Below are 18,701 nucleotides of genomic sequence, written 5' to 3'. Positions count from 1 at the left end.
GGCGCCGCCGAGCGGGCTGGGCGTCAGACGCCGACGTGCTTCTGGAAGCGGACGATCGCGGCGAACTCGTCGACGATGAGGCTCGCGCCGCCCACCAGGGCGCCGTCGACGTCGGGCTGGCGCATGAAGCTCGCGATGTTCGCGGCCTTGACCGAGCCGCCGTACAGGATGCGCGTGCGCGCGGCCGCGTCCTCGCCGAGCTTGGCCTTGACGACCTCGCGCAGCTTGGCGCAGACCTCCTGGGCCTGCTCGGGGGTCGCGGCCTGGCCCGAGCCGATGGCCCAGACCGGCTCGTACGCCACCACGATGTCGGCCTTCGCCGGAACGCCCTCGAGGGCGATCTCGAGCTGACCCACCGGCACGGCGCTCGCGCCGTGCTTCTCGAGGTCCTCGGCGGTCTCGCCGACGCAGATCACCGGGACGAGCTCATGACGGAGCGCGGCCTGCACCTTGGCGGCCACGAGCTCGTCGGTCTCCTGGTGGTAGTCGCGGCGCTCCGAGTGGCCGATGATGACCGACCCGACGTCGAGGCGCTTGAGGAACGCTCCCGAGATCTCGCCCGTGTACGCGCCCGAGTCGTGCGTCGACAGGTCCTGCGCGCCGAGGCCGAACGGGATCTTGTCGGCGTCGATCAGCGTCTGCACGCTGCGCAGGTCGGTGTACGGCGGGAAGACCGTGACGTCGACCGCCTCGAACTCGTGCTTGGCGTCCTTCAGCGCCCAGTGCAGCTTCTGCACGAAGGCGACCGCCTGCAGGTGGTCGAGGTTCATCTTCCAGTTGCCCGCGATCAGCGGGGTGCGGGTGCTCACGCCCATCCGAGGACCTCCAGTCCGGGGAGCTTCTTGCCCTCGAGGAACTCGAGGCTGGCGCCGCCGCCGGTCGAGATGTGACCGAAGCGGTCGTCGTCGAAGCCGAGCTGACGGACGGCCGCGGCGGAGTCGCCGCCGCCGACGACGCTCAGGCCGTCGACCTCGGTGAGGGCCTGCGCGACGGCCTTGGTGCCGGCCGCGAACGGCGCGAGCTCGAACACGCCCATGGGGCCGTTCCAGAACACGGTCTTGGAGCCGCGCACGGCCTCCGCGAACGCGGCCGCGCTGTCGGGACCGATGTCGAGGCCGAGACCCGAGGCGCCGAAGGGCGTCTCCTCGATCGCGTCGGCCGCAGTCACCACGTGCTCCGCGTCGGCGCCGAACTTCGACGCCACGACGATGTCGGTCGGGAGCACCAGCTCCACGCCCTTCTCCTCCGCCTGGCGGATGTAGCCGCGGACGGTGTCGAGCTGGTCCTCCTCGAGGAGACTCGAGCCCACCTTGTGGCCCTGGGCCGCGAGGAACGTGAACAGCATGCCGCCGCCGATCAGCAGGCGGTCGACGCGCGGCAGCAGGTGGTCGATCACGCCGAGCTTGTCGGAGACCTTGGAGCCGCCCAGCACGACCGTGTAGGGACGCTCGGGCGTCTCGGTGAGGCGGTCGAGCACGTCGAGCTCGGCCGCGATCAGCAGGCCGGCGGCGCTCGGGAGCAGTTCGGCCAGGTCGTAGACGCTCGCCTGCTTGCGGTGCACGACGCCGAAGCCGTCCGAGACCATCACGTCGCCCAGCTCCGCGAGCTGCTCCGCGAACGCGCGGCGCGCGGCGTCGTCCTTGGCGGTCTCGCCCGCGTTGAAGCGCAGGTTCTCGAGCACGGCGATGTCACCGTCCTCGAGGGCCGCGACCGCCTCGTGCGCCGACTCGCCCACGGTGTCGCGCGCGAAGGCGACGGGCTTGCCGAGCAGTTCGGACAGGCGCTGCGCGACGGGCGCGAGGCTGTACTGCGGGTCGGGGGCGCCGTCGGGGCGGCCCAGGTGGGAGCACACGACGACGCGGGCGCCCGCATTGATCAGTGCGTTGAGAGTGGGGAGCGAGGCGCGCACGCGGCCGTCGTCCGTGATCTGGCCGTCCTTGAGAGGAACGTTGAGGTCGCACCGCACGATGACGCGCTTGCCGGCGACCGAACCGAGGGATTCGAGAGTTCGCAGAGACATCGGTCCGACTCTACCGCGCCCGCGGGGACGACGAAGGCCCGCCGGATCACCGACGGGCCCTCGTGCGACGGGTGTGGGTCAGAGACGCTCGCCCACGTACTCCGCGAGGTCGACGAGGCGGTTCGAGTAGCCCCACTCGTTGTCGTACCAGGCCGAGACCTTGGCGAGGTTGCCGGCGACGCTCGTCAGGCCCGAGTCGAAGATCGACGAGAACGGGTTCTGCTGGATGTCGCTCGAGACCAGCGGGTCCTCCGAGTACTGCAGGATGCCGTTGAGGCGACCCTCGGCGGCGGCCGCCTTGTACGCCTCGTTGATCTCCTCCTTCGTCAGGCCCTCCTTGGTGATCAGCGTGAGGTCCACGATCGAGCCGGTGGGAACCGGGACGCGGTAGCTGGTGCCGTCGAGCTTGCCGTTGAGCTCGGGCAGCACGAGGCCGATCGCCTTCGCGGCGCCGGTCGAGGTCGGAACGATGTTGATCGCGGCGGCGCGCGCGCGACGCAGGTCGCTGTGCGGGCCGTCCTGGAGGTTCTGGTCGGCCGTGTACGCGTGCGCGGTCATCATGAAGCCGCGCTCGATGCCGAACGCGTCGTTGAAGACCTTGGCGAGGGGCGCGAGGGCGTTGGTGGTGCACGACGCGTTCGAGATGACGTGGTCGTTCTCGGGGTCGTAGCTCTCCTCGTTCACGCCCATGACGAAGGTGGGCGCCGGGCCGCTGGCAGGGGCCGAGATGAGGACCTTCTTCGCGCCGGCGGCGAGGTGCTTGGCGGCGTCGTCGGGCTTCGTGAAGCGACCGGTCGACTCGATGACGATGTCGGCGCCGATCTCGCCCCACGGCAGCGCCGCGGGGTCGCGCTCGGCGAAGGCCTTGATGACCTTGCCGTCGACCGTGATCGACTGCTCGTCGTAGGTCACGTCCTTGCCGAGCGGGCCGCCGACCGAGTCGTACTTGAGCAGCTGCGCGAGCGCCTTGTTGTCGGTGAGATCGTTGACACCCACGATCTCGAAGTCCGCGCCCTGAGCGAGGGCGGCGCGGACGAAGTTGCGGCCGATGCGGCCGAAGCCGTTGATTCCGATCCTGACGGACACTGAGGTCTCCTGTGGGTCATGCACGCGGGGAGCGCGCGGTGGGGTGGTGACGGTGCCGGTCCCGGCGGGCACGCACCCCGCCGGGACCACCGTCGGTCAGCCGGCGACGAGCAGGCCGGCGGTCTTCTCGCGGGCGGCGTCGAAGCGGGCGGACACATCCTGCCAGTTGGCGATGTTCCAGAACGCCTTGACGTACTCCGCCTTCACGTTGAGGTAGTCGAGGTAGAACGCGTGCTCCCACATGTCGAGCATGAGGAGCGGCGTGAGGCCCAGCGGCACGTTGGCCTGCTGGTCGAACAGCTGGAAGATCGAGAGGCGCTGGCCGATGGCGTCCCACGCGAGGACCGACCAGCCCGAGCCCTGGATGCCGTTCGCGACGGCCGCGAAGTGGGCCTGGAACGCGGCGAACGAGCCGAACTGGTCGGCGATCGCGGCGGCCAGCTCGCCCTCGGGCTCCCCGCCGCCGTTGGGCGACAGGTTGTTCCAGAAGATCGTGTGGTTGGTGTGTCCGCCGAGGTGGAAGGCGAGGTCCTTCTCGAGCTTGTTCACGTTGGCGAAGTCACCGCTCTCGCGGGCGGCGGCGAGCTGCTCGAGAGCCGTGTTGGCGCCGGCGACGTAGGCCGCGTGGTGCTTGTCGTGGTGCAGCTCCATGATCTTGCCGCTGATGTGAGGCTCGAGGGCCGCGTAGTCGTAAGGCAGGTCGGGGAGGGTGTAGACAGCCATGCGATGATCCCATCCGCGCCGCGGCAACGGCGCTATCGGTGTACCTCCACGTCGCTCGCGCGACGGGACCGGACGATCCTCATCCTAGTGACGCTCGGAGAGGTCGGCTCGCCCGCGTCCTCGATATGACGTCCGGGGCTCAGCTGCCGGCGGGCACCGCGGACTCGGTGCCGGGGATGCCATCCTGCTCGGCGCGCTTGTCGGCCATCGCGAGCAGGCGGCGGATGCGGCCCGCCACGGCGTCCTTCGTGAGCGGCGGCTCGGCGTGGTGCCCGAGCTCGTCGAGGCTCGCGTCGCGGTGCGCGAGGCGCAGCTCTCCGGCCTGCTTCAGGTGCGGCGGCACCTCGTCGCCGAGGATCTCGAGCGCGCGCTCCACGCGGGCGCAGGCCGCGACGGCGGCCTGGGCCGAGCGGCGCAGGTTCGCGTCGTCGAAGTTCACGAGGCGGTTCACGCCGGCGCGCACCTCGCGGCGCTGGCGCAGCTGATCCCACTCGGCCGCCGTCTGCGCGGCGCCCATGGCGATCAGCATGCCGCGGATGCCCTCGGCCTCGCGCACCACGACGCGCGGCACGCCGCGCACCTCGCGGGCCTTGGCGCCGATGCCGATGCGGTGGGCGGCGCCGACGAGCGCCATGCCGGCCTCACCGGTCGGGCACGCGATCTCGAGCGAGGCCGAGCGGCCGGGCTCGGACAGGCTCCCGGAGGCCAGGAACGCGCCGCGCCAGACGGCCGCGAGGTCGTCGCGGGAGCCGGTGGTGAGGCGGTTCGGGAGGCCGCGCACGGGGCGGCGGCGCACGTCGAGCAGGCCGGTCTGACGCGCGAGGGTCTCGCCGCCGTCGACGACCCGCACGGCGAAGAACTCGCCCTCGCGGCTGCCGGAGCCCTGGACGCGGGCCAGCTCGGGGCGCACGCCGTAGATCTCGGCGATGTCGCGCGCGGTGCGGCGCGCGAGATCGGGGGTGTCGACCTCGGCCTCGACCGCGACGCGGCCGGCGATCGAGTGCAGTCCGCCCGCGAAGCGCAGCAGGGCGGTCAGCTCCGCCACTCGCACCGTCGAACGCGGATCGCGCACCGCGACCAGCTCGGCCTTGACATCGGCGGTCAGTGACACCGTTCTCCCCACTTCTCGGACTGCGACGCCATCCCCTGGCGCGATGGATCAGCCTACCTGGCGGGACCCGCCCGCGCCGCGGGGCTGTCTCTCAGCCGGACGCGCTACCGGTGGATCCGCGCGGCCTTACTCGCGCCCCAGATCCCGGTGGCGCACGCGCACCGCCACGCCCGGGATGTCCTTGAGGCGGTCCGCGAGCGCGACCGCCATCGCGACCGAGCGGTGCTTTCCGCCGGTGCAGCCCACGGCGACGGTCGAATGCCGCTTGTTCTCGCGCTGGTAGCCGGCCAGCACCGGCCGCAGCGCGACGGCGTACGCGTCGAGGAACTCGGAGGCGCCCTCCTGCTCGAGGACGTAGCGGGAGACCTCGGCGTCCTCGCCGGTCTGGCCGCGCAGCTCGTCGATCCAGAACGGGTTCGGCAGGAACCGCATGTCGGCGACGAGGTCGGCGTCGGGCGGCACGCCGTACTTGAACCCGAAGCTCTGGACGGTCACCACGTGGGCCGGGGCCTCGGCGTCGGCGAACAGGTCGCTCACCCGGTTGGCGAGCTGGTGCACGTTGAAGGTCGACGTGTCGATGATCACGTCGGCGCTCTCCCGCAGCGGCGCCAGGAGCCCGCGCTCGCGACGGATGCCGTCGACGATCGTCCCGTTGCCCTGCAGCGGATGCGGGCGCCGGACGGCCTCGAACCGGCGCACCAGCACGTCGTCCGCCGCATCCAGGAACACCACGCGCAGGTTGCTGCTGTCGCGGATCGCCTGCGCCTCGGCCGGGAGCTCGGCGAAGAGGTCGCGCCCGCGCACGTCCACGACCGCGGCGACCCGGGGCAGCCGCCCGCCGAGCCGGCCCGCGAGGTCGAGAAGCGGCCGCAGCATCTGCGGCGGGAGGTTGTCGACGACGTACCAGTCGAGGTCCTCGAGCGCGTTCGCCACGGTCGAGCGGCCGGCTCCGGACATGCCGGTGACGATCAGCACCTCTCCCGTGCCGGCGGGGTCCTCGCGCGCCTCGGCGTCGTCGATCATCTCGTCAAGCCTATGCGCTCGGCGCCTCGGCCGGAATCTCGCCGGGCTCCGCGGCCTCGGCCTCAGGGATGTCGGCCGGCTCCCCCTGCAGGTGCCGGTGGATCGTCTGGGCCAGCTTGGGGCCGATGCCCGGCAGCTCCTCGATCTGCGCCACGGTGGCGCCGCGCAGCGCCGCGACGGACCCGAAGTGCCGCAGGAGCGCCTTGATGCGCGCCTCGCCGAGCCCCGGGACCTCGCTCAGGACGCTGCGGATGTCGCGCTTGCGACGCCGCCGTTGGTGCGAGATCGCGAACCGGTGCGCCTCGTCGCGCAGGCGCTGGACGAGGTAGAGCGCCTCGCTCGTGCGCGGCAGGATGACCGGGAAGTCGTCGCCGGGCAGCCAGATCTCCTCGAGGCGCTTGGCGATGCCGCACAGCGCGATCTCCTCGTGCCCGGCCTCGCGCAGCGCGCGCGCCGCGGCCTCCACCTGGGGACGGCCGCCGTCGACGATCAGCAGCTGCGGCGGGTACGCGAAGCGCCGGCGCCGGCGGGCCTGCGACTCCTCCCCTGCCTCGGCCTCGGCGGTCTCGTCGGGCTCCGGCCGGTCGAGGTGCGCGAGCCGCCGCGTCAGCACCTGGTGGATCGAGTCCGTGTCGTCGGTCGTGTGCGCGATCGAGAACGAGCGGTACTGGTCCTTGCGGGGCAGCCCGTCCTCGAACACCACCATGGAGCCCACGACGTTCGTGCCCTGCAGATGCGAGATGTCGAAGCACTCGATGCGCAGAGGCGCCTCGGACATCCCCAGCGCCTCCTGCAGGTCGGCGAGCGCCTGAGTGCGGGCGGCGTAGTCGCTCGTGCGCCGGGTCTTGTGCCGCAGCAGCGCCTGCTGCGCGTTGAGCGTGGCGTTGCGCAGCAGCTCGGCGCGCGGGCCGCGCTGGGCCACGGCGATCTCGACCGCCCTGCCGCGGCGGCTGCGCAGCCACTCCTCGAGCTCGTGCGCGTCGGGCGGGAGCACGGGCACGAGCACGCGCCGCGGGATGTCGGCGGGCGCCGCGTCGCCGTAGGCGCGCTGCAGGATCTGGTCGACCAGGTCGCCGCCCGAGATGTCGAGCTCCTTGTCGATCGTGGTCGAGGTCACGCCTCGCACCCGGCCGCCCCGGATGACGAAGCGGTGGACCGCGGCGGAGAGCTCGTCCTCCGCGACGCCGAACAGATCGGCGTCGGCGTGCTCGGGCAGCACGAGGGCGCTCTTGTTGAGCACGGCCTCGATCGACGCGAGCTTGTCGCGCAGGACGGCGGCCTGCTCGTAGTCCATGGCCGCGGCGGCCGCCTTCATCCGCGCCGTGAGGTCGCGCGTGAAGCGCTCGTCGCCGCCGTTCATGAAGGCGATGAAGTCGTCGACGATCGCACGATGCTCCTCGATCGTGACGCGATGCGAGCACGGACCGCCGCACTTGCCGATCTGACCCGGGAAGCACGGCCTGCCGGTCTGCATCGCGCGCTTGTAGGACGAGTCGCTGCAGGTGCGGATCGGGAAGACCTTGATCATCAGGTCGATCGTGTCGTGCACGGCCCAGACCTTGGGATACGGGCCGAAGTACTTCGCCCCGGGGATGCGGCGGTTGCGCGTGACCATGACGCGGGGCGCCTCGTCGCCGAGCGTGATCGCCATGAACGGGTACGACTTGTCGTCCCGGTATCGCACGTTGTACGGCGGATCGAACTCCTTGATCCACTGGTACTCGAGCTGCAGCGAGTCCACGTCGGTCGGCACGACCGTCCACTCGACGGACGAGGCCGTGGTGACCATGCGCCGCGTGCGCTCGTGCAGCGTGTGCAGCGGCGCGAAGTAGTTCGACAGACGCTGGCGCAGGTTCTTGGCCTTGCCGACGTACAGCACCCGCCCGTGCGCGTCACGGAACCGGTAGACCCCCGGGTTGGTGGGGATCTCCCCCGGCTTCGGCTTGTAGGGAAGCTGCCCCGCCATGCCTACCCGGCCTTGCGGTGGCGCTCGCGCATGCCGAGCACCTCCGCGAGGAACGCGCCGGTGTGACTGCCCTCGACCTCGGCGACCTGCTCCGGGGTGCCCGTCGCGATGATCTGCCCACCGCCCGAGCCGCCCTCGGGGCCGAGGTCGATGATCCAGTCGGCCGACTTGATCACGTCGAGGTTGTGCTCGATCACGATGACCGTGTTGCCCTTCTCGACCAGGCTGTCGAGCACTTCGAGCAGGCGGCGCACGTCCTCGAAGTGAAGACCCGTTGTGGGCTCGTCGAGCACGTAGACGCTGCGGCCGTTGCTGCGGCGCTGGAGCTCGGTGGCGAGCTTGACGCGCTGCGCCTCGCCGCCCGACAGGGTCGTCGCCGACTGACCGAGGCGCACGTAGCCGAGCCCGACGTCGACGAGGGTCTTCATGTAGCGGTGGATGGCCTGGATCGGCTCGAAGAACTCGGCCGCCTCGGCGATCGACATCTCGAGCACCTCGGCGATGTTCTTGCCCTTGTAGTGCACCTGCAGCGTGTCCCGGTTGTACCGCTTGCCGTGGCAGACCTCGCAGTCGACGTACACGTCGGGCAGGAAATTCATCTCGATCTTCAGGGTGCCGTCGCCCGAGCACGCCTCGCAGCGGCCGCCCTTGACGTTGAAGCTGAACCGGCCGGCCTGGTAGCCGCGCACCTTCGCCTCGGGCGTCTCGGCGAACAGGTTGCGGATCCGGTCGAACACGCCCGTGTACGTGGCCGGGTTCGACCGCGGGGTGCGGCCGATCGGCGCCTGGTCGACGTGGACGACCTTGTCGAGGTGCTCGAGGCCCGTGACGCGCGTGTGCTTGCCCGCGACCCGGCGCGCGCCGTTGAGACGCGTGGCGAGGACCTCGTAGAGGATGTCGTTCACGAGCGTCGACTTGCCCGAGCCGCTCACGCCCGTGACGGCCGTCAGCACGCCGAGCGGGAACTCGGCAGTGACGTCGCGCAGGTTGTTCTCGCGGGCCCCCACGACCGTCAGCATGCGCTTGCGGTCGATGCGGCGGCGCTTGGACGGCACGGGGATCTCGCGGCGCCCCGAGAGGTAGTCGCCCGTGATCGAGGTCTTGTCCGCGAGCAGCTGCTTGTAGGGGCCGGAGTGCACGACCTCGCCGCCGCCCTCGCCCGCCCCGGGACCGATGTCGACGATCCAGTCGGCCGCCTCGATGGTCTCCTCGTCGTGCTCCACGACCACGAGAGTGTTGCCGAGGTCGCGCAGCGTGATGAGGGTCTCGATGAGCCGGCGGTTGTCGCGCTGGTGCAGGCCGATGGACGGTTCGTCGAGCACGTACAGCACGCCGGTCAGGCCCGTGCCGATCTGGGTCGCCAGGCGGATGCGCTGCGCCTCGCCGCCCGACAGCGAGCCCGCGCTGCGGCTGAGCGTGAGGTAGTTGAGGCCCACCCGGATCAGGAAGTCGAGGCGCACGCGGATCTCGCGCAGCACCTGCGCGGCGATGTGGGCCTCGCGGTCCGTCAGCGTGAGCAGCTCCATGAACGCGCGCGCGTCGTCGAGGCTGAGGTGCGACACCTCGGCGATCGAGCGGTCGTGCACCTTGACCGCGAGCACCTCGGGCTTGAGGCGGTCCCCATCGCACGCGGGGCACGGCACCTCGCGGAGGTACTCGGCCCAGCGCTGCCGCTGGCTGTCGCTCTCGGCCTGCGACCACTGCCGCTCGATGTACGGGACGACGCCCTCGAAGCCGCTCGCGTAGCGGACCTCGCGTCCCCAGCGGTTCTTGTAGCGGACGTTGACGTTGTAGCCCTCGCCGTACAGCACGGCGTCCTTGACCGACTCGGGCAGCGCGCGCCACGGGGTGTCGAGCGAGAAGTTCAGGTCGTGCGCGAGGCCCACCAGCAGGCGCTCGTAATACTGGAACAGCCCCTTGCCCTGCGTCGTCCACGGGACGATGACGCCCTCGCGGATCGAGAGCTCCTCGTCGCCCAGCATGAGCTCGACGTCGACCGACATCCGGGTGCCGAGGCCCGAGCAGGCGGGGCACGCGCCGAACGGCGCGTTGAACGAGAACGTGCGCGGCTCGATCTCGGTCAGCTGCAGCGCGTGCCCGTTGGGGCACGACAGCTTCTCGGAGAACGACTGCCACGCGTCCTCGCCCTCCTCGTCGACGAAGTTCACCTGCAGCACGCCCCCCGCGAGGCCCAGCGCGGTCTCGACCGAGTCGGTGATGCGTCCGAGCATGTTCTCGCGCGAGACGAGGCGGTCGACCACGACCGAGATGTCGTGCTTGTAGCTCTTCTTGAGCACGGGCGGCTCGGACAGCTGGATCAGGTCGCCGTCGACGATCGCGCGCGAGTAGCCCTTCGCGCCGAGCTCCTTGAAGAGGTCGACGAACTCGCCCTTCTTCTGCGACACGACCGGCGCGACCACCTGGTAGCGGGTGCCCTCGGGAAGCGCGTTCAGCTGATCGGCGATCTGCTGCACCGTCTGTCGCTGGATCCGCTCGCCGCACTCCGGGCAGTGCGGGACGCCGATCCGCGCCCAGAGCAGGCGCATGTAGTCGTAGATCTCGGTGATCGTGCCGACGGTCGAGCGCGGGTTGCGGTTCGTCGACTTCTGATCGATCGAGACCGCCGGGCTGAGGCCCTCGATGAAGTCCACGTCCGGACGGTCGACCTGACCCAGGAACTGGCGCGCGTACGCGCTCAGCGACTCGACGTACCGGCGCTGCCCCTCGGCGAAGATGGTGTCGAACGCGAGACTCGACTTGCCGGACCCGGACAGGCCCGTGAACACGACCATCGAGTCGCGCGGGATCTCGAGGTCGACGTTCTTCAGATTGTGCACGCGGGCACCGCGCACACTGATCTTTCCGGGGCTGGAGACGGGGACGATCGACACCGTTCCAGTCTAGGTGGGGCCTCCGACACGGGATCCGAGAGCCCCGCGCCCACAGGCGAACCCCAGGCTAGGCGACCGGCTCGTAGCGCCCGGTGAAGGGCTTGATCGCGTCGCGGATCTCGGACACCTGGTCGATCGACATGCCGAGGCGGGCGAGCACCTTGCCGGGCACCAGGAGGGCCTGCTCGCGGAGGGCCTGCCCCTTGTCCGTCAGCACGATGTCGAGGCGGCGCTCGTCGTCCGCGCGGCGCGAGCGGTGGATGAGCCCCTGCGCCTCGAGGCGCTTGACGAGCGGCGAGGCCGTCGCCGGGTCCATCGCGAGCTCGTCGGCCAGCTCGCTGAGCGTGCGCGGCGACTTCTCCCACAGCGCGAGCATCACGAGGTACTGCGGGTGCGTGAGCCCCATGGGCTCGAGGACCGGGCGATAGATCGACACGACGTTGCGCGCCGCCGTCACCATCGCGAAGCAGAGCTGGCGCTCCAGCTTGAGCAGGTCGTCGGCGGCGATGTCCATAGTTGCCAGGGTACCCCTCAACCTTTCGTGTGCCCCGGATCATCCCGCCCGGCTCGGGGCGAGTCGAGTTCCCCGCACCGCGGCCCGGAGCGATTCAGTCTTAGTACACTAACCGTTATGACAGAGAAGACCACATGGCGCAAGAGGGTGCGCGATGCCGGCGGTCTGTATCAGTGGGCGAACGCCACGCTCATCCGGCTGGCGGGTCCGCCCCAGCTCAGCCCGAACGTCCCGCGCGACCGCGGCGGGGATCCGTGCGCTCACTGCGGTCGCCCCCGGCGGGACCATCGCCCGGAGGGCGAGACGCTGCTCTGCCCGGAGGGCTGACGCCCGTCAGGCGTGGCCGGCCTTCTCCATCTGGCGAAGCTCCCGCTTGAGGTCCTGCACCTCGTCGCGCAGGCGGGCCGCGAGCTCGAACTTGAGCTCCTCGGCCGCCGACAGCATCTGCTGGGTCAGGTCGGCGATCGCCTCCTCGAGCTGCTGCGCCCCCTCGGCCGCGATCCCCTCGCGCTTCTTGATCGGCGTCGGAGTCTTGCCCTTGCCGCTCTTCAGGCGTGACGCGTCGCGCTTCGACAGCAGCGCGTCGGTGTCGGCGCCCTCGCGCGCCAGCTGATCCGTGATGTCCGCGATGCGCTTGCGCAGCGGCTGCGGGTCGATCCCGTTCTCGCGGTTGTACGCGATCTGGATCTCGCGGCGCCGTTCGGTCTCCTCGATCGCGTTGCGCATCGAGTCCGTCATGGTGTCGGCGTACATGTGCACCTGACCGGACACGTTGCGCGCGGCGCGGCCGATCGTCTGGATCAGCGACGTGCCCGAGCGCAGGAAGCCCTCCTTGTCGGCGTCCAGGATGGCCACGAGCGAGACCTCGGGAAGGTCGAGGCCCTCTCGCAGCAGGTTGATTCCGACGAGCACGTCGTACACGCCCTGCCGCAGCTCGGTGAGCAGCTCGACGCGGCGCAGGGTGTCGACGTCCGAGTGCAGGTAGCGCACCCGCACGCCGTGCTCGCCGAGGAAGTCCGTGAGCTCTTCGGCCATCTTCTTGGTCAGCGTCGTGACGAGCACGCGCTCGTCGCGGTCCACGCGGATCCGGATCTGCTCGAGCAGGTCGTCGATCTGCCCCTTGGACGGCTTCACGACGATCTCGGGGTCGACGAGGCCGGTCGGACGGATGATCTGCTCCACGACGCCGTCGGCGACGCCCATCTCGTACTTGCCCGGCGTGGCGGACAGGTACACGGTCTGGCCGATCCGGTTCTTGAACTCGTCCCAGCGCAGCGGCCGGTTGTCCATCGCGCTGGGCAGGCGGAAGCCGTGCTCGACCAGCGTCCGCTTGCGCGACGCGTCGCCCTCGTACATCGCCCCGATCTGCGGCACGGTGACGTGCGACTCGTCGATCACCAGGAGGAAGTCGTCGGGGAAGAAGTCCAGCAGCGTGTGCGGCGGCTCCCCCGGGCCGCGTCCGTCGAGGTGACGCGAGTAGTTCTCGATGCCCGAGCAGAAGCCGAGCTGCTGCAGCATCTCGAGGTCGAAGGTCGTGCGCATCCGCAGACGCTGGGCCTCGAGAAGCTTCCCCTGCGACTCGAGCTCCTTGAGGCGCTCCTCGAGCTCGTGCTCGATGGTCTTGATGGCGCGCTGGATCGTATCCGTGCCCGCCGCGTAGTGGGTGGCCGGGAAGATCGCGACGGCGTCGAGCCTCTCGATAACGTCACCCGTGAGCGGGTGGAGCTTGTAGAGCGCCTCGATCTCGTCGCCGAACAGCTCGATCCGGATCGCGTGCTCCTCGTAGACGGGGATGATCTCGATCGTGTCGCCGCGCACGCGGAAGTTGCCGCGGGAGAAGTCGACGTCGTTGCGGTTGTACTGCATCGCGATGAACTGCCGGATGAGCGCGTCGCGGTCGTACCGCTCCCCCACCTGCAGCGCGACCAGGGCGCGCAGGTACTCCTCGGGCGAGCCGAGGCCGTAGATGCACGACACGGTGCTGACCACCACGACGTCGCGGCGGCTCAGCAGCGAGTTCGTCGTCGAGTGGCGCAGGCGCTCGACCTCGGCGTTGATCGACGAGTCCTTCTCGATGAAGGTGTCCGTCTGCGGCACGTAGGCCTCGGGCTGGTAGTAGTCGTAGTACGACACGAAGTACTCGACCGCGTTGTTCGGCAGCAGGTCGCGGAACTCGTTCGCCAGCTGCGCCGCGAGCGTCTTGTTGTGCGCCATCACGAGCGTCGGGCGCTGCACCTGCTCGATCAGCCAGGCGGTGGTCGCGGACTTGCCCGTTCCGGTCGCGCCGAGCAGGACCACGTCGGTCTCGCCCGCGTTGATGCGGGCCGCGAGCTCGGCGATCGCCTTCGGCTGGTCGCCGGACGGCACGTACTCGCTGACCACCTCGAACGGGCGCACGCTTCGGGTCGTCTGCATGGATTCCAGCCTAGGAGGGGCCACGGACACGCGGCCCGCGGCGACGGCGCTCGCGGCGGACGCTCAGCCGTCGATCGCGCCGAGGGCCTCCCCAACGAGCACGCCGTCGCCCGCCTGCGCCGCGTGACGCAGCGTGCCCGCGCGGTGGGCGGGCACCCGGGTCTCCATCTTCATCGCGTCGATGACCGCGACGTCCTCCCCAGCGGCGACCGAGGCGCCGTCGTCGGCGAGCCATCGCACCAGCGTGCCGGGCACGGGTGCGACCAGCTCCGCCGGGTCCGCCTCCTCCCCCTCGACCGAGTCCCCGACCCCCGCCGACGCCGACGGCGCGCCGAGGCCGCCGAGCAGCGCCGCGGGCAGGCCGAGCACGACGCGCCGTCCGTCCAGCTCGATCGGGAAGCGAAGCAGCTCGTCCGCCGCGACCGGCTCCGGGCGCGCCTGCGCGTCGAGCCGCGGCATCAGCTCGGACTCGATCCACTGCGTGTGCACGGCGAACCCGGCGGTCGTGAACGCCGGGTCGTCGATCAGCTCCCGCGCGAACGGCGCGACGGTGGCGACGCCCTCGACGCCGAGCTCGCGCAGGGCCCGCCGGGCGCGCACGATCGCCGCGTCCCGATCCGCCGCATGCACGATCAGTTTCGCGATCAGGGAGTCGAATGCGGGCTGGACTGCATCGCCGGCCTCGAGACCGCCGTCCCAGCGCACGCCCGGGCCGCCGGGCACCCTCAGCGCCGACACCCGGCCGGGACTGGGCAGGAACCCGCGGCCGGGGTCCTCCGCGTTGATCCGGAACTCGATCGCATGGCCGACGGGCTCCGGGGTGGAGCGGAACGTCATCCCCTCACCGGCCGCGATGCGCAGCTGCTCCCGCACCAGGTCCACGCCGGTCACGGCCTCCGTGACCGGGTGCTCGACCTGGAGGCGCGTGTTGACCTCGAGGAACGAGATGACGCCGTCCGCGCCCATCAGGAACTCGACCGTGCCCGCCCCGCGGTACGACACCGCGGCGCAGATGTCGCGTGCGGCGTCGTGGATGCGGCGCCTCTGCTCCTCGGTCAGCCCGGGCGCCGGCGCCTCCTCGACGAGCTTCTGGTTGCGACGCTGCAGCGAGCAGTCCCGGTCGCCGACCACGACGACTCCGCCCTCGCCGTCGCCGAGCACCTGCGCCTCGATGTGGCGCGGACGCTCCAGGAACCGCTCGACGAAGCACTCCCCGCGGCCGAAGGCGGCCACCGCCTCGCGCGACGCGGAGGCGAACGCCTCGGCGACATCCTCCATCCGGCGGGCGACCTTGAGGCCGCGGCCGCCGCCGCCGAACGCCGCCTTGATGGCGATCGGCAGGCCGTGCTCGGTCGCGAACGCGACGGCCTCCTCCGCCGACGCGAGCGGCCGGTCGGTGCCCGCCACCAGCGGCGCCCCGACGCTCTGGGCGATCCGGCGGGCCGTGATCTTGTCCCCGAGGCTCTCGATGCTCTCGGGCGTGGGGCCGATCCAGATGAGACCCGCCTCCTCGACGGCGCGCGCGAACGCGGCGCTCTCCGAGAGGAAGCCGTACCCCGGGTGCACCGCGTCGGCGCCGGTGGCCCGCGCGGCGGCGATCACCCGGTCGATCGAGAGATAGCTGTCGGCCGGCGTGGTGCCGCCCAGTCCCTGCGCCTCGTCGGCCAGACGCACGTGCAGCGCGTCGGCATCCTGATCCGCGTACACCGCGACGGATGTCATCCCCGCCTCGGCGAGCGCCCGGATGACCCGCACGGCGATCTCGCCCCGGTTGGCGATCAGCACCTTCTGCACATCAGGCTCCTGTCTGGTCATGTGCGCCGCGCTGAGGTGCGACGGCTCGGAAGCGGATGCGGACGCCGGGCGGCAGCTGGCCGGCCAGGTCCAGGTCGGCGTCGATCACGGCGCCGATGATCGGGTAGCCGCCCGTCAGCGGATGGTCCGGCAGGAACAGCACGGGCTGCCCGTCCGGCGGGACCTGGATCGCGCCGGTCACGGCTCCCTCGCTGGGAAGCTCGCCGGGCACCGCGCGCTCCAGCGGCACGGTGCCCGCGAGCCGGATGCCGACGCGGTCCGACCGCGGCGTGACCGTCCACTCCTGCTCGAGGAGCGTGCGCACGCCGGCGGCCGTGAACCAGTCATCGCGTGGCCCGAGCACGACGCGGAGGTCGACGACCTCGCCGGCGACGGGAAGGGGGTCGCGCGGAGCCGGCACCGGCTGCACGGCGGCGGAACCCGCGCGGGGGCCGTGGAGCGGGATGACCATGCCCGCGGCGAGCGGGGCGCCGCCGAGCTCCATGGGCCCCACACCGGCGAGCGTGTCGCTGGACAGGCTGCCCAGGGCAGGCGAGAGGTCGATGCCCCCTCGCACCGCGATCACCGCGCGCAGCCCATCCCGTGCGTGGCCGAGGCGCAGCTCGTCCCCACTCTCGACGGACGCCGGCGCCCCGTGCGGCACGGGCAGCTCGACCCCGTCCGTCCTGGCGATCACGGCATCCGCGCGGGCCCCTGTCACGGCGACGACCCCCGGGCCGCGGAAGCGGAGCACGGCGCCGCCTCCGGCCAGCTCGAAGGCGGCCGCGCCGGGACGATTGCCGACGGCGACGTTCGCGTCGCGAAGGGCCCTGCGGTCGGCGACCCCGGACGCCGAGACCCCGAGCGCAGCGTGCCCGGGACGCCCGAGATCCTGGATCACCAGCTGCAGGCCCGGGCGCACCACCTCGACGGCGAAGGGGCCGTGGTGCGGCGCGGGTGGCGCCGGAGGCGGGAGCTCGACGCGCTCCCGTGACGCACGCTCGAACCGCACCACGGCGCCGGGCTCGAGCAGGGCCGGAGGCTCCCGACGCAGGTCCCACATGACGGCGTCCGTGCGTCCGATGAGCTGCCAGCCGCCGGGGCTCTCTCGCGGATACACACCGGAGAAGTGCCCCGCGAGCCCCACGGACCCGGCCGGGATGCGCGTGCGCGGGGACGAGCGGCGCGGAACGTCGAAGATCGGATCGTCGCCCACCAGGTACCCGAACCCGGGCGCGTACCCGGTGAACGCGACGCGCCAGGTCGCCCCGAGATGCCGCGCCACGACCTCGTCGGCCGGGATCCCCAGATGGCGCGCCACCTCGTCGAGGTCCTCGCCGTCGTACCGGACGGGCAGCGTCACGGTGCCGGCCGCGACCGCCGCGGCCCGCGTGGCGCTCAGGGCCGCGATCCGCGTGCGCAGCTCGGTGCCGGTGATCGCGAGCGGGTCGAAGCGCACGAGCACCGTGCGCGCCGCCGGCACGAGCTCGTGCACACCGGGCAGCCCGGCGGCGAGGAGCGCAGCATGCAGGCTCATGGAGCCCTCGAGGTCATCCTCCTCGACCAGCAGCGCCCGGTCCGAGGCGGAGAGGACCCGCCTCACGCGAGGTACTCCGTGTCCGGCACGTCCGTCACGAACATGTGCCCGGGCGCGTGCGTCAGCGCGAACGGAGGACGCGACGCCATGATCGCCGCCTGCGGCGTCACGCCGCACGCCCAGAAGACGGGGACCTCTCCGTCGCGCATCTCGGGAGCGTCGCCGAAGTCCGGTCGTCCGAGATCCGTCACTCCGAGCGCCGCCGGGTCGCCCACGTGCACGGGCGCCCCGTGCACCGCGGGATACCGGCCCGAGATCCTCACCGCGTCGGCCACCCGGTCCGCCGCCACCGGTCGCATGGAGACGACCATCTCGCCCCGCAGCCGCCCGGCCGGAAGGCACTGCCGGGAGGTGCGGTACATCGGCACGTTCCGTCCGAGCTCGCGGTGACGGATCGGGATGCCGGCGTCGGTCAGGCCCGCTTCGAACGTGAAGCTGCAGCCGATCAGGAAGGACACCAGATCCGGGTGCTCCGCCCAGGCGGCGGACGCATCGCTCGTCTCCTCTGCGAGCTCCCCGTCGCGCCACACCCGGTAGGCAGGGAGGTCCGTCCGCAGATCCGATCCCGGCGCGAGCGTCGACTCGACGGCGCCGGCGTCGAGCACCTCCAGGACGGGACAGGGCTTGGGGTTCCGCTGGGCGAACAGGAGCACGTCGTACGCCCAGTCCGCCGGCACGGCGATGAGGTTGGCCTGGACGAGACCGTGCGCGACGCCGCTCGTGGGGGCGACGAGACCGCCGCGGTAGGCCGCGCGGGCGGCGCGCGCCTCGTCGACGACCGCACGCGTCATCGCGCTCCCTCCGCGAACGGCGCGATCCGGATGCCCCCGCTCTCGAGCAGCGCCCGCGTAGCAGCCGCCATCGCGATGGCGCCCGCGCTGTCGCCGTGCACGCAGATCGAATCCGCGCGCACCCGCACGTCGGTGCCGTCGATCGCTCGGATCACCCCCTCGCGTGCAAGGCGCAGCATGCGCGTCGAGACCTCGTCGGGGTCGTGCAGCACGGAGCCTGCCTCGCTGCGCGAGACCAGGTCCCCGGAGGGCGTGTAGGCGCGGTCCGCGAACGCCTCCGCAGCGGTCGCGAGCCCGGCCCGCTCGGCGACGTCGAGGACGACACCGCCTGCCAGTCCGAGCAGCACGAGCGACGGGTCCACGGCCCGGACCGCGGCGACGACGTCGCGCGCCTGCCTCTCGTCGCGCGCGATCGTGTTGTACAGCGCGCCGTGCGGCTTGACGTAGCGGACGCGCCCGCCGACCCCGGCCGCCAGGCCGAGCAGCGCGCCGAGCTGGTACTCGACGTGGGCCTGAAGCGTCGCGGAGTCGACGTCCACGGCGTTGCGGCCGAAGCCCTCGTAGTCGCGGTAGCCGGGGTGGGCGCCGATCGTGACGCCGTGCGCGACGGCGGCTGCGAGCGTGTCGCGGATCCCCTCCGGGCTGCCGGCGTGGAACCCGCAGGCCACGTTCGCGCTCGTCACGATGCCGAGCATGGCCCCGTCGTCGGCCACGATCCGGTCGGGCGTGTTCTCACCGAGGTCGGAGTTGAGGTCGATCGACGTCACGGG

Annotated in this window: 15 protein-coding genes; 1 reads left to right on the top strand and 14 read right to left on the bottom strand. The window is 71.6% G+C overall.

Going from position 1 to position 18,701, the window contains the following annotated elements; translation table 11 throughout:
- Positions 1-23: 23 nt before the first annotated feature.
- From tpiA to ACYVGN_RS01360, 9 genes are all read right to left on the bottom strand, one after another.
- Positions 24-815 carry a triose-phosphate isomerase gene (tpiA, locus tag ACYVGN_RS01400; RefSeq protein WP_460788282.1) on the bottom strand — a complete coding sequence of 264 codons (792 nt, stop codon included), beginning with the start codon at positions 813-815 and terminating at the stop codon, positions 24-26.
- Positions 806-2,020, bottom strand: a complete 1,215-nt coding sequence (locus ACYVGN_RS01395) for a phosphoglycerate kinase (protein ID WP_055989455.1) — start codon at positions 2,018-2,020, stop codon at positions 806-808. The genes tpiA and ACYVGN_RS01395 overlap by 10 nt, the downstream gene beginning before the upstream one ends.
- Before the next feature lie 78 nt (positions 2,021-2,098).
- On the bottom strand, positions 2,099-3,106 hold the full coding sequence (gap, locus tag ACYVGN_RS01390) for a type I glyceraldehyde-3-phosphate dehydrogenase (RefSeq protein WP_055989458.1): 1,008 nt from the start codon (positions 3,104-3,106) through the stop codon (positions 2,099-2,101).
- Between the two features lie 96 nt (positions 3,107-3,202).
- The gene (locus tag ACYVGN_RS01385; protein WP_134744978.1) at positions 3,203-3,829 is read right to left on the bottom strand and encodes a superoxide dismutase; all 627 of its coding nucleotides are present in this window, start codon (positions 3,827-3,829) and stop codon (positions 3,203-3,205) included.
- A 139-nt stretch (positions 3,830-3,968) separates the two neighbouring features.
- Positions 3,969-4,940 (bottom strand): DNA-binding protein WhiA, encoded by a 972-nt coding sequence (gene whiA, locus ACYVGN_RS01380; protein ID WP_460788280.1) that lies wholly within the window; start codon positions 4,938-4,940, stop codon positions 3,969-3,971.
- Positions 4,941-5,066: 126 nt separating this feature from the next.
- The gene (gene rapZ / locus ACYVGN_RS01375) at positions 5,067-5,963 is read right to left on the bottom strand and encodes an RNase adapter RapZ (protein ID WP_460788279.1); all 897 of its coding nucleotides are present in this window, start codon (positions 5,961-5,963) and stop codon (positions 5,067-5,069) included.
- A 10-nt stretch (positions 5,964-5,973) separates the two neighbouring features.
- The gene (gene uvrC / locus ACYVGN_RS01370) at positions 5,974-7,929 is read right to left on the bottom strand and encodes an excinuclease ABC subunit UvrC (protein ID WP_460788277.1); all 1,956 of its coding nucleotides are present in this window, start codon (positions 7,927-7,929) and stop codon (positions 5,974-5,976) included.
- 2 nt (positions 7,930-7,931) lie between these two features.
- Positions 7,932-10,820: an excinuclease ABC subunit UvrA gene (gene uvrA, locus ACYVGN_RS01365; protein WP_134744981.1), complete on the bottom strand. Its 2,889-nt coding sequence runs from the start codon at positions 10,818-10,820 to the stop codon at positions 7,932-7,934.
- 67 nt (positions 10,821-10,887) lie between these two features.
- Complete coding sequence (locus ACYVGN_RS01360) at positions 10,888-11,334, bottom strand: MarR family winged helix-turn-helix transcriptional regulator (protein ID WP_460788276.1); 447 nt, start codon at positions 11,332-11,334, stop codon at positions 10,888-10,890.
- A gap of 117 nt (positions 11,335-11,451) precedes the next feature.
- Between ACYVGN_RS01360 and ACYVGN_RS01355 the strand changes: the two genes are divergently transcribed.
- Complete coding sequence (locus ACYVGN_RS01355; RefSeq protein ID WP_460788274.1) at positions 11,452-11,661, top strand: hypothetical protein; 210 nt, start codon at positions 11,452-11,454, stop codon at positions 11,659-11,661.
- Positions 11,662-11,667: 6 nt separating this feature from the next.
- Here the strand turns inward: ACYVGN_RS01355 and uvrB are convergent, their stop codons facing one another.
- The 5 genes from uvrB to ACYVGN_RS01330 all read right to left on the bottom strand — a co-directional run bounded on the left by uvrB (position 11,668) and on the right by ACYVGN_RS01330 (position 18,698).
- Entirely contained in the window at positions 11,668-13,749 is a 2,082-nt protein-coding gene (gene uvrB, locus ACYVGN_RS01350; RefSeq protein ID WP_055989478.1) for an excinuclease ABC subunit UvrB, read from the bottom strand.
- A gap of 63 nt (positions 13,750-13,812) precedes the next feature.
- Entirely contained in the window at positions 13,813-15,564 is a 1,752-nt protein-coding gene (locus ACYVGN_RS01345; RefSeq protein ID WP_460788272.1) for an acetyl/propionyl/methylcrotonyl-CoA carboxylase subunit alpha, read from the bottom strand.
- Entirely contained in the window at positions 15,545-17,146 is a 1,602-nt protein-coding gene (locus ACYVGN_RS01340) for a 5-oxoprolinase subunit B/C family protein (RefSeq protein WP_055989484.1), read from the bottom strand. Before ACYVGN_RS01340 ends, ACYVGN_RS01345 begins: the two co-directional genes overlap by 20 nt.
- Entirely contained in the window at positions 17,143-17,931 is a 789-nt protein-coding gene (locus ACYVGN_RS01335; protein ID WP_460788270.1) for a putative hydro-lyase, read from the bottom strand. Before ACYVGN_RS01335 ends, ACYVGN_RS01340 begins: the two co-directional genes overlap by 4 nt.
- Positions 17,928-18,698 (bottom strand): LamB/YcsF family protein, encoded by a 771-nt coding sequence (locus ACYVGN_RS01330; protein ID WP_460788268.1) that lies wholly within the window; start codon positions 18,696-18,698, stop codon positions 17,928-17,930. The genes ACYVGN_RS01335 and ACYVGN_RS01330 overlap by 4 nt, the downstream gene beginning before the upstream one ends.
- Between the last annotated feature and the right edge of the window lie 3 nt (positions 18,699-18,701).

The sequence above is a fragment of the Microbacterium lacusdiani genome (assembly GCF_054779895.1).
The sequence above is the reverse complement of the archived record's forward strand: the minus strand, read 5'-3'. Positions and strand labels throughout refer to the sequence as shown.

Excerpts from the sequence above, each read along its gene's own strand:
- ACYVGN_RS01385 (WP_134744978.1), bottom strand. The coding sequence starts at position 3,829 with ATGGCTGTCTACACCCTCCCCGACCTGCCTTACGACTACGCGGCCCTC.
- ACYVGN_RS01335 (WP_460788270.1), bottom strand. The coding sequence starts at position 17,931 with ATGACGCGTGCGGTCGTCGACGAGGCGCGCGCCGCCCGCGCGGCCTAC.
- ACYVGN_RS01360 (WP_460788276.1), bottom strand. The coding sequence starts at position 11,334 with ATGGACATCGCCGCCGACGACCTGCTCAAGCTGGAGCGCCAGCTCTGC.
- uvrC (WP_460788277.1), bottom strand. The coding sequence starts at position 7,929 with ATGGCGGGGCAGCTTCCCTACAAGCCGAAGCCGGGGGAGATCCCCACC.
- ACYVGN_RS01345 (WP_460788272.1), bottom strand. The coding sequence starts at position 15,564 with ATGACCAGACAGGAGCCTGATGTGCAGAAGGTGCTGATCGCCAACCGG.
- ACYVGN_RS01355 (WP_460788274.1), top strand. The coding sequence starts at position 11,452 with ATGACAGAGAAGACCACATGGCGCAAGAGGGTGCGCGATGCCGGCGGT.
- uvrB (WP_055989478.1), bottom strand. The coding sequence starts at position 13,749 with ATGCAGACGACCCGAAGCGTGCGCCCGTTCGAGGTGGTCAGCGAGTAC.
- tpiA (WP_460788282.1), bottom strand. The coding sequence starts at position 815 with ATGGGCGTGAGCACCCGCACCCCGCTGATCGCGGGCAACTGGAAGATG.
- ACYVGN_RS01395 (WP_055989455.1), bottom strand. The coding sequence starts at position 2,020 with ATGTCTCTGCGAACTCTCGAATCCCTCGGTTCGGTCGCCGGCAAGCGC.
- rapZ (WP_460788279.1), bottom strand. The coding sequence starts at position 5,963 with ATGATCGACGACGCCGAGGCGCGCGAGGACCCCGCCGGCACGGGAGAG.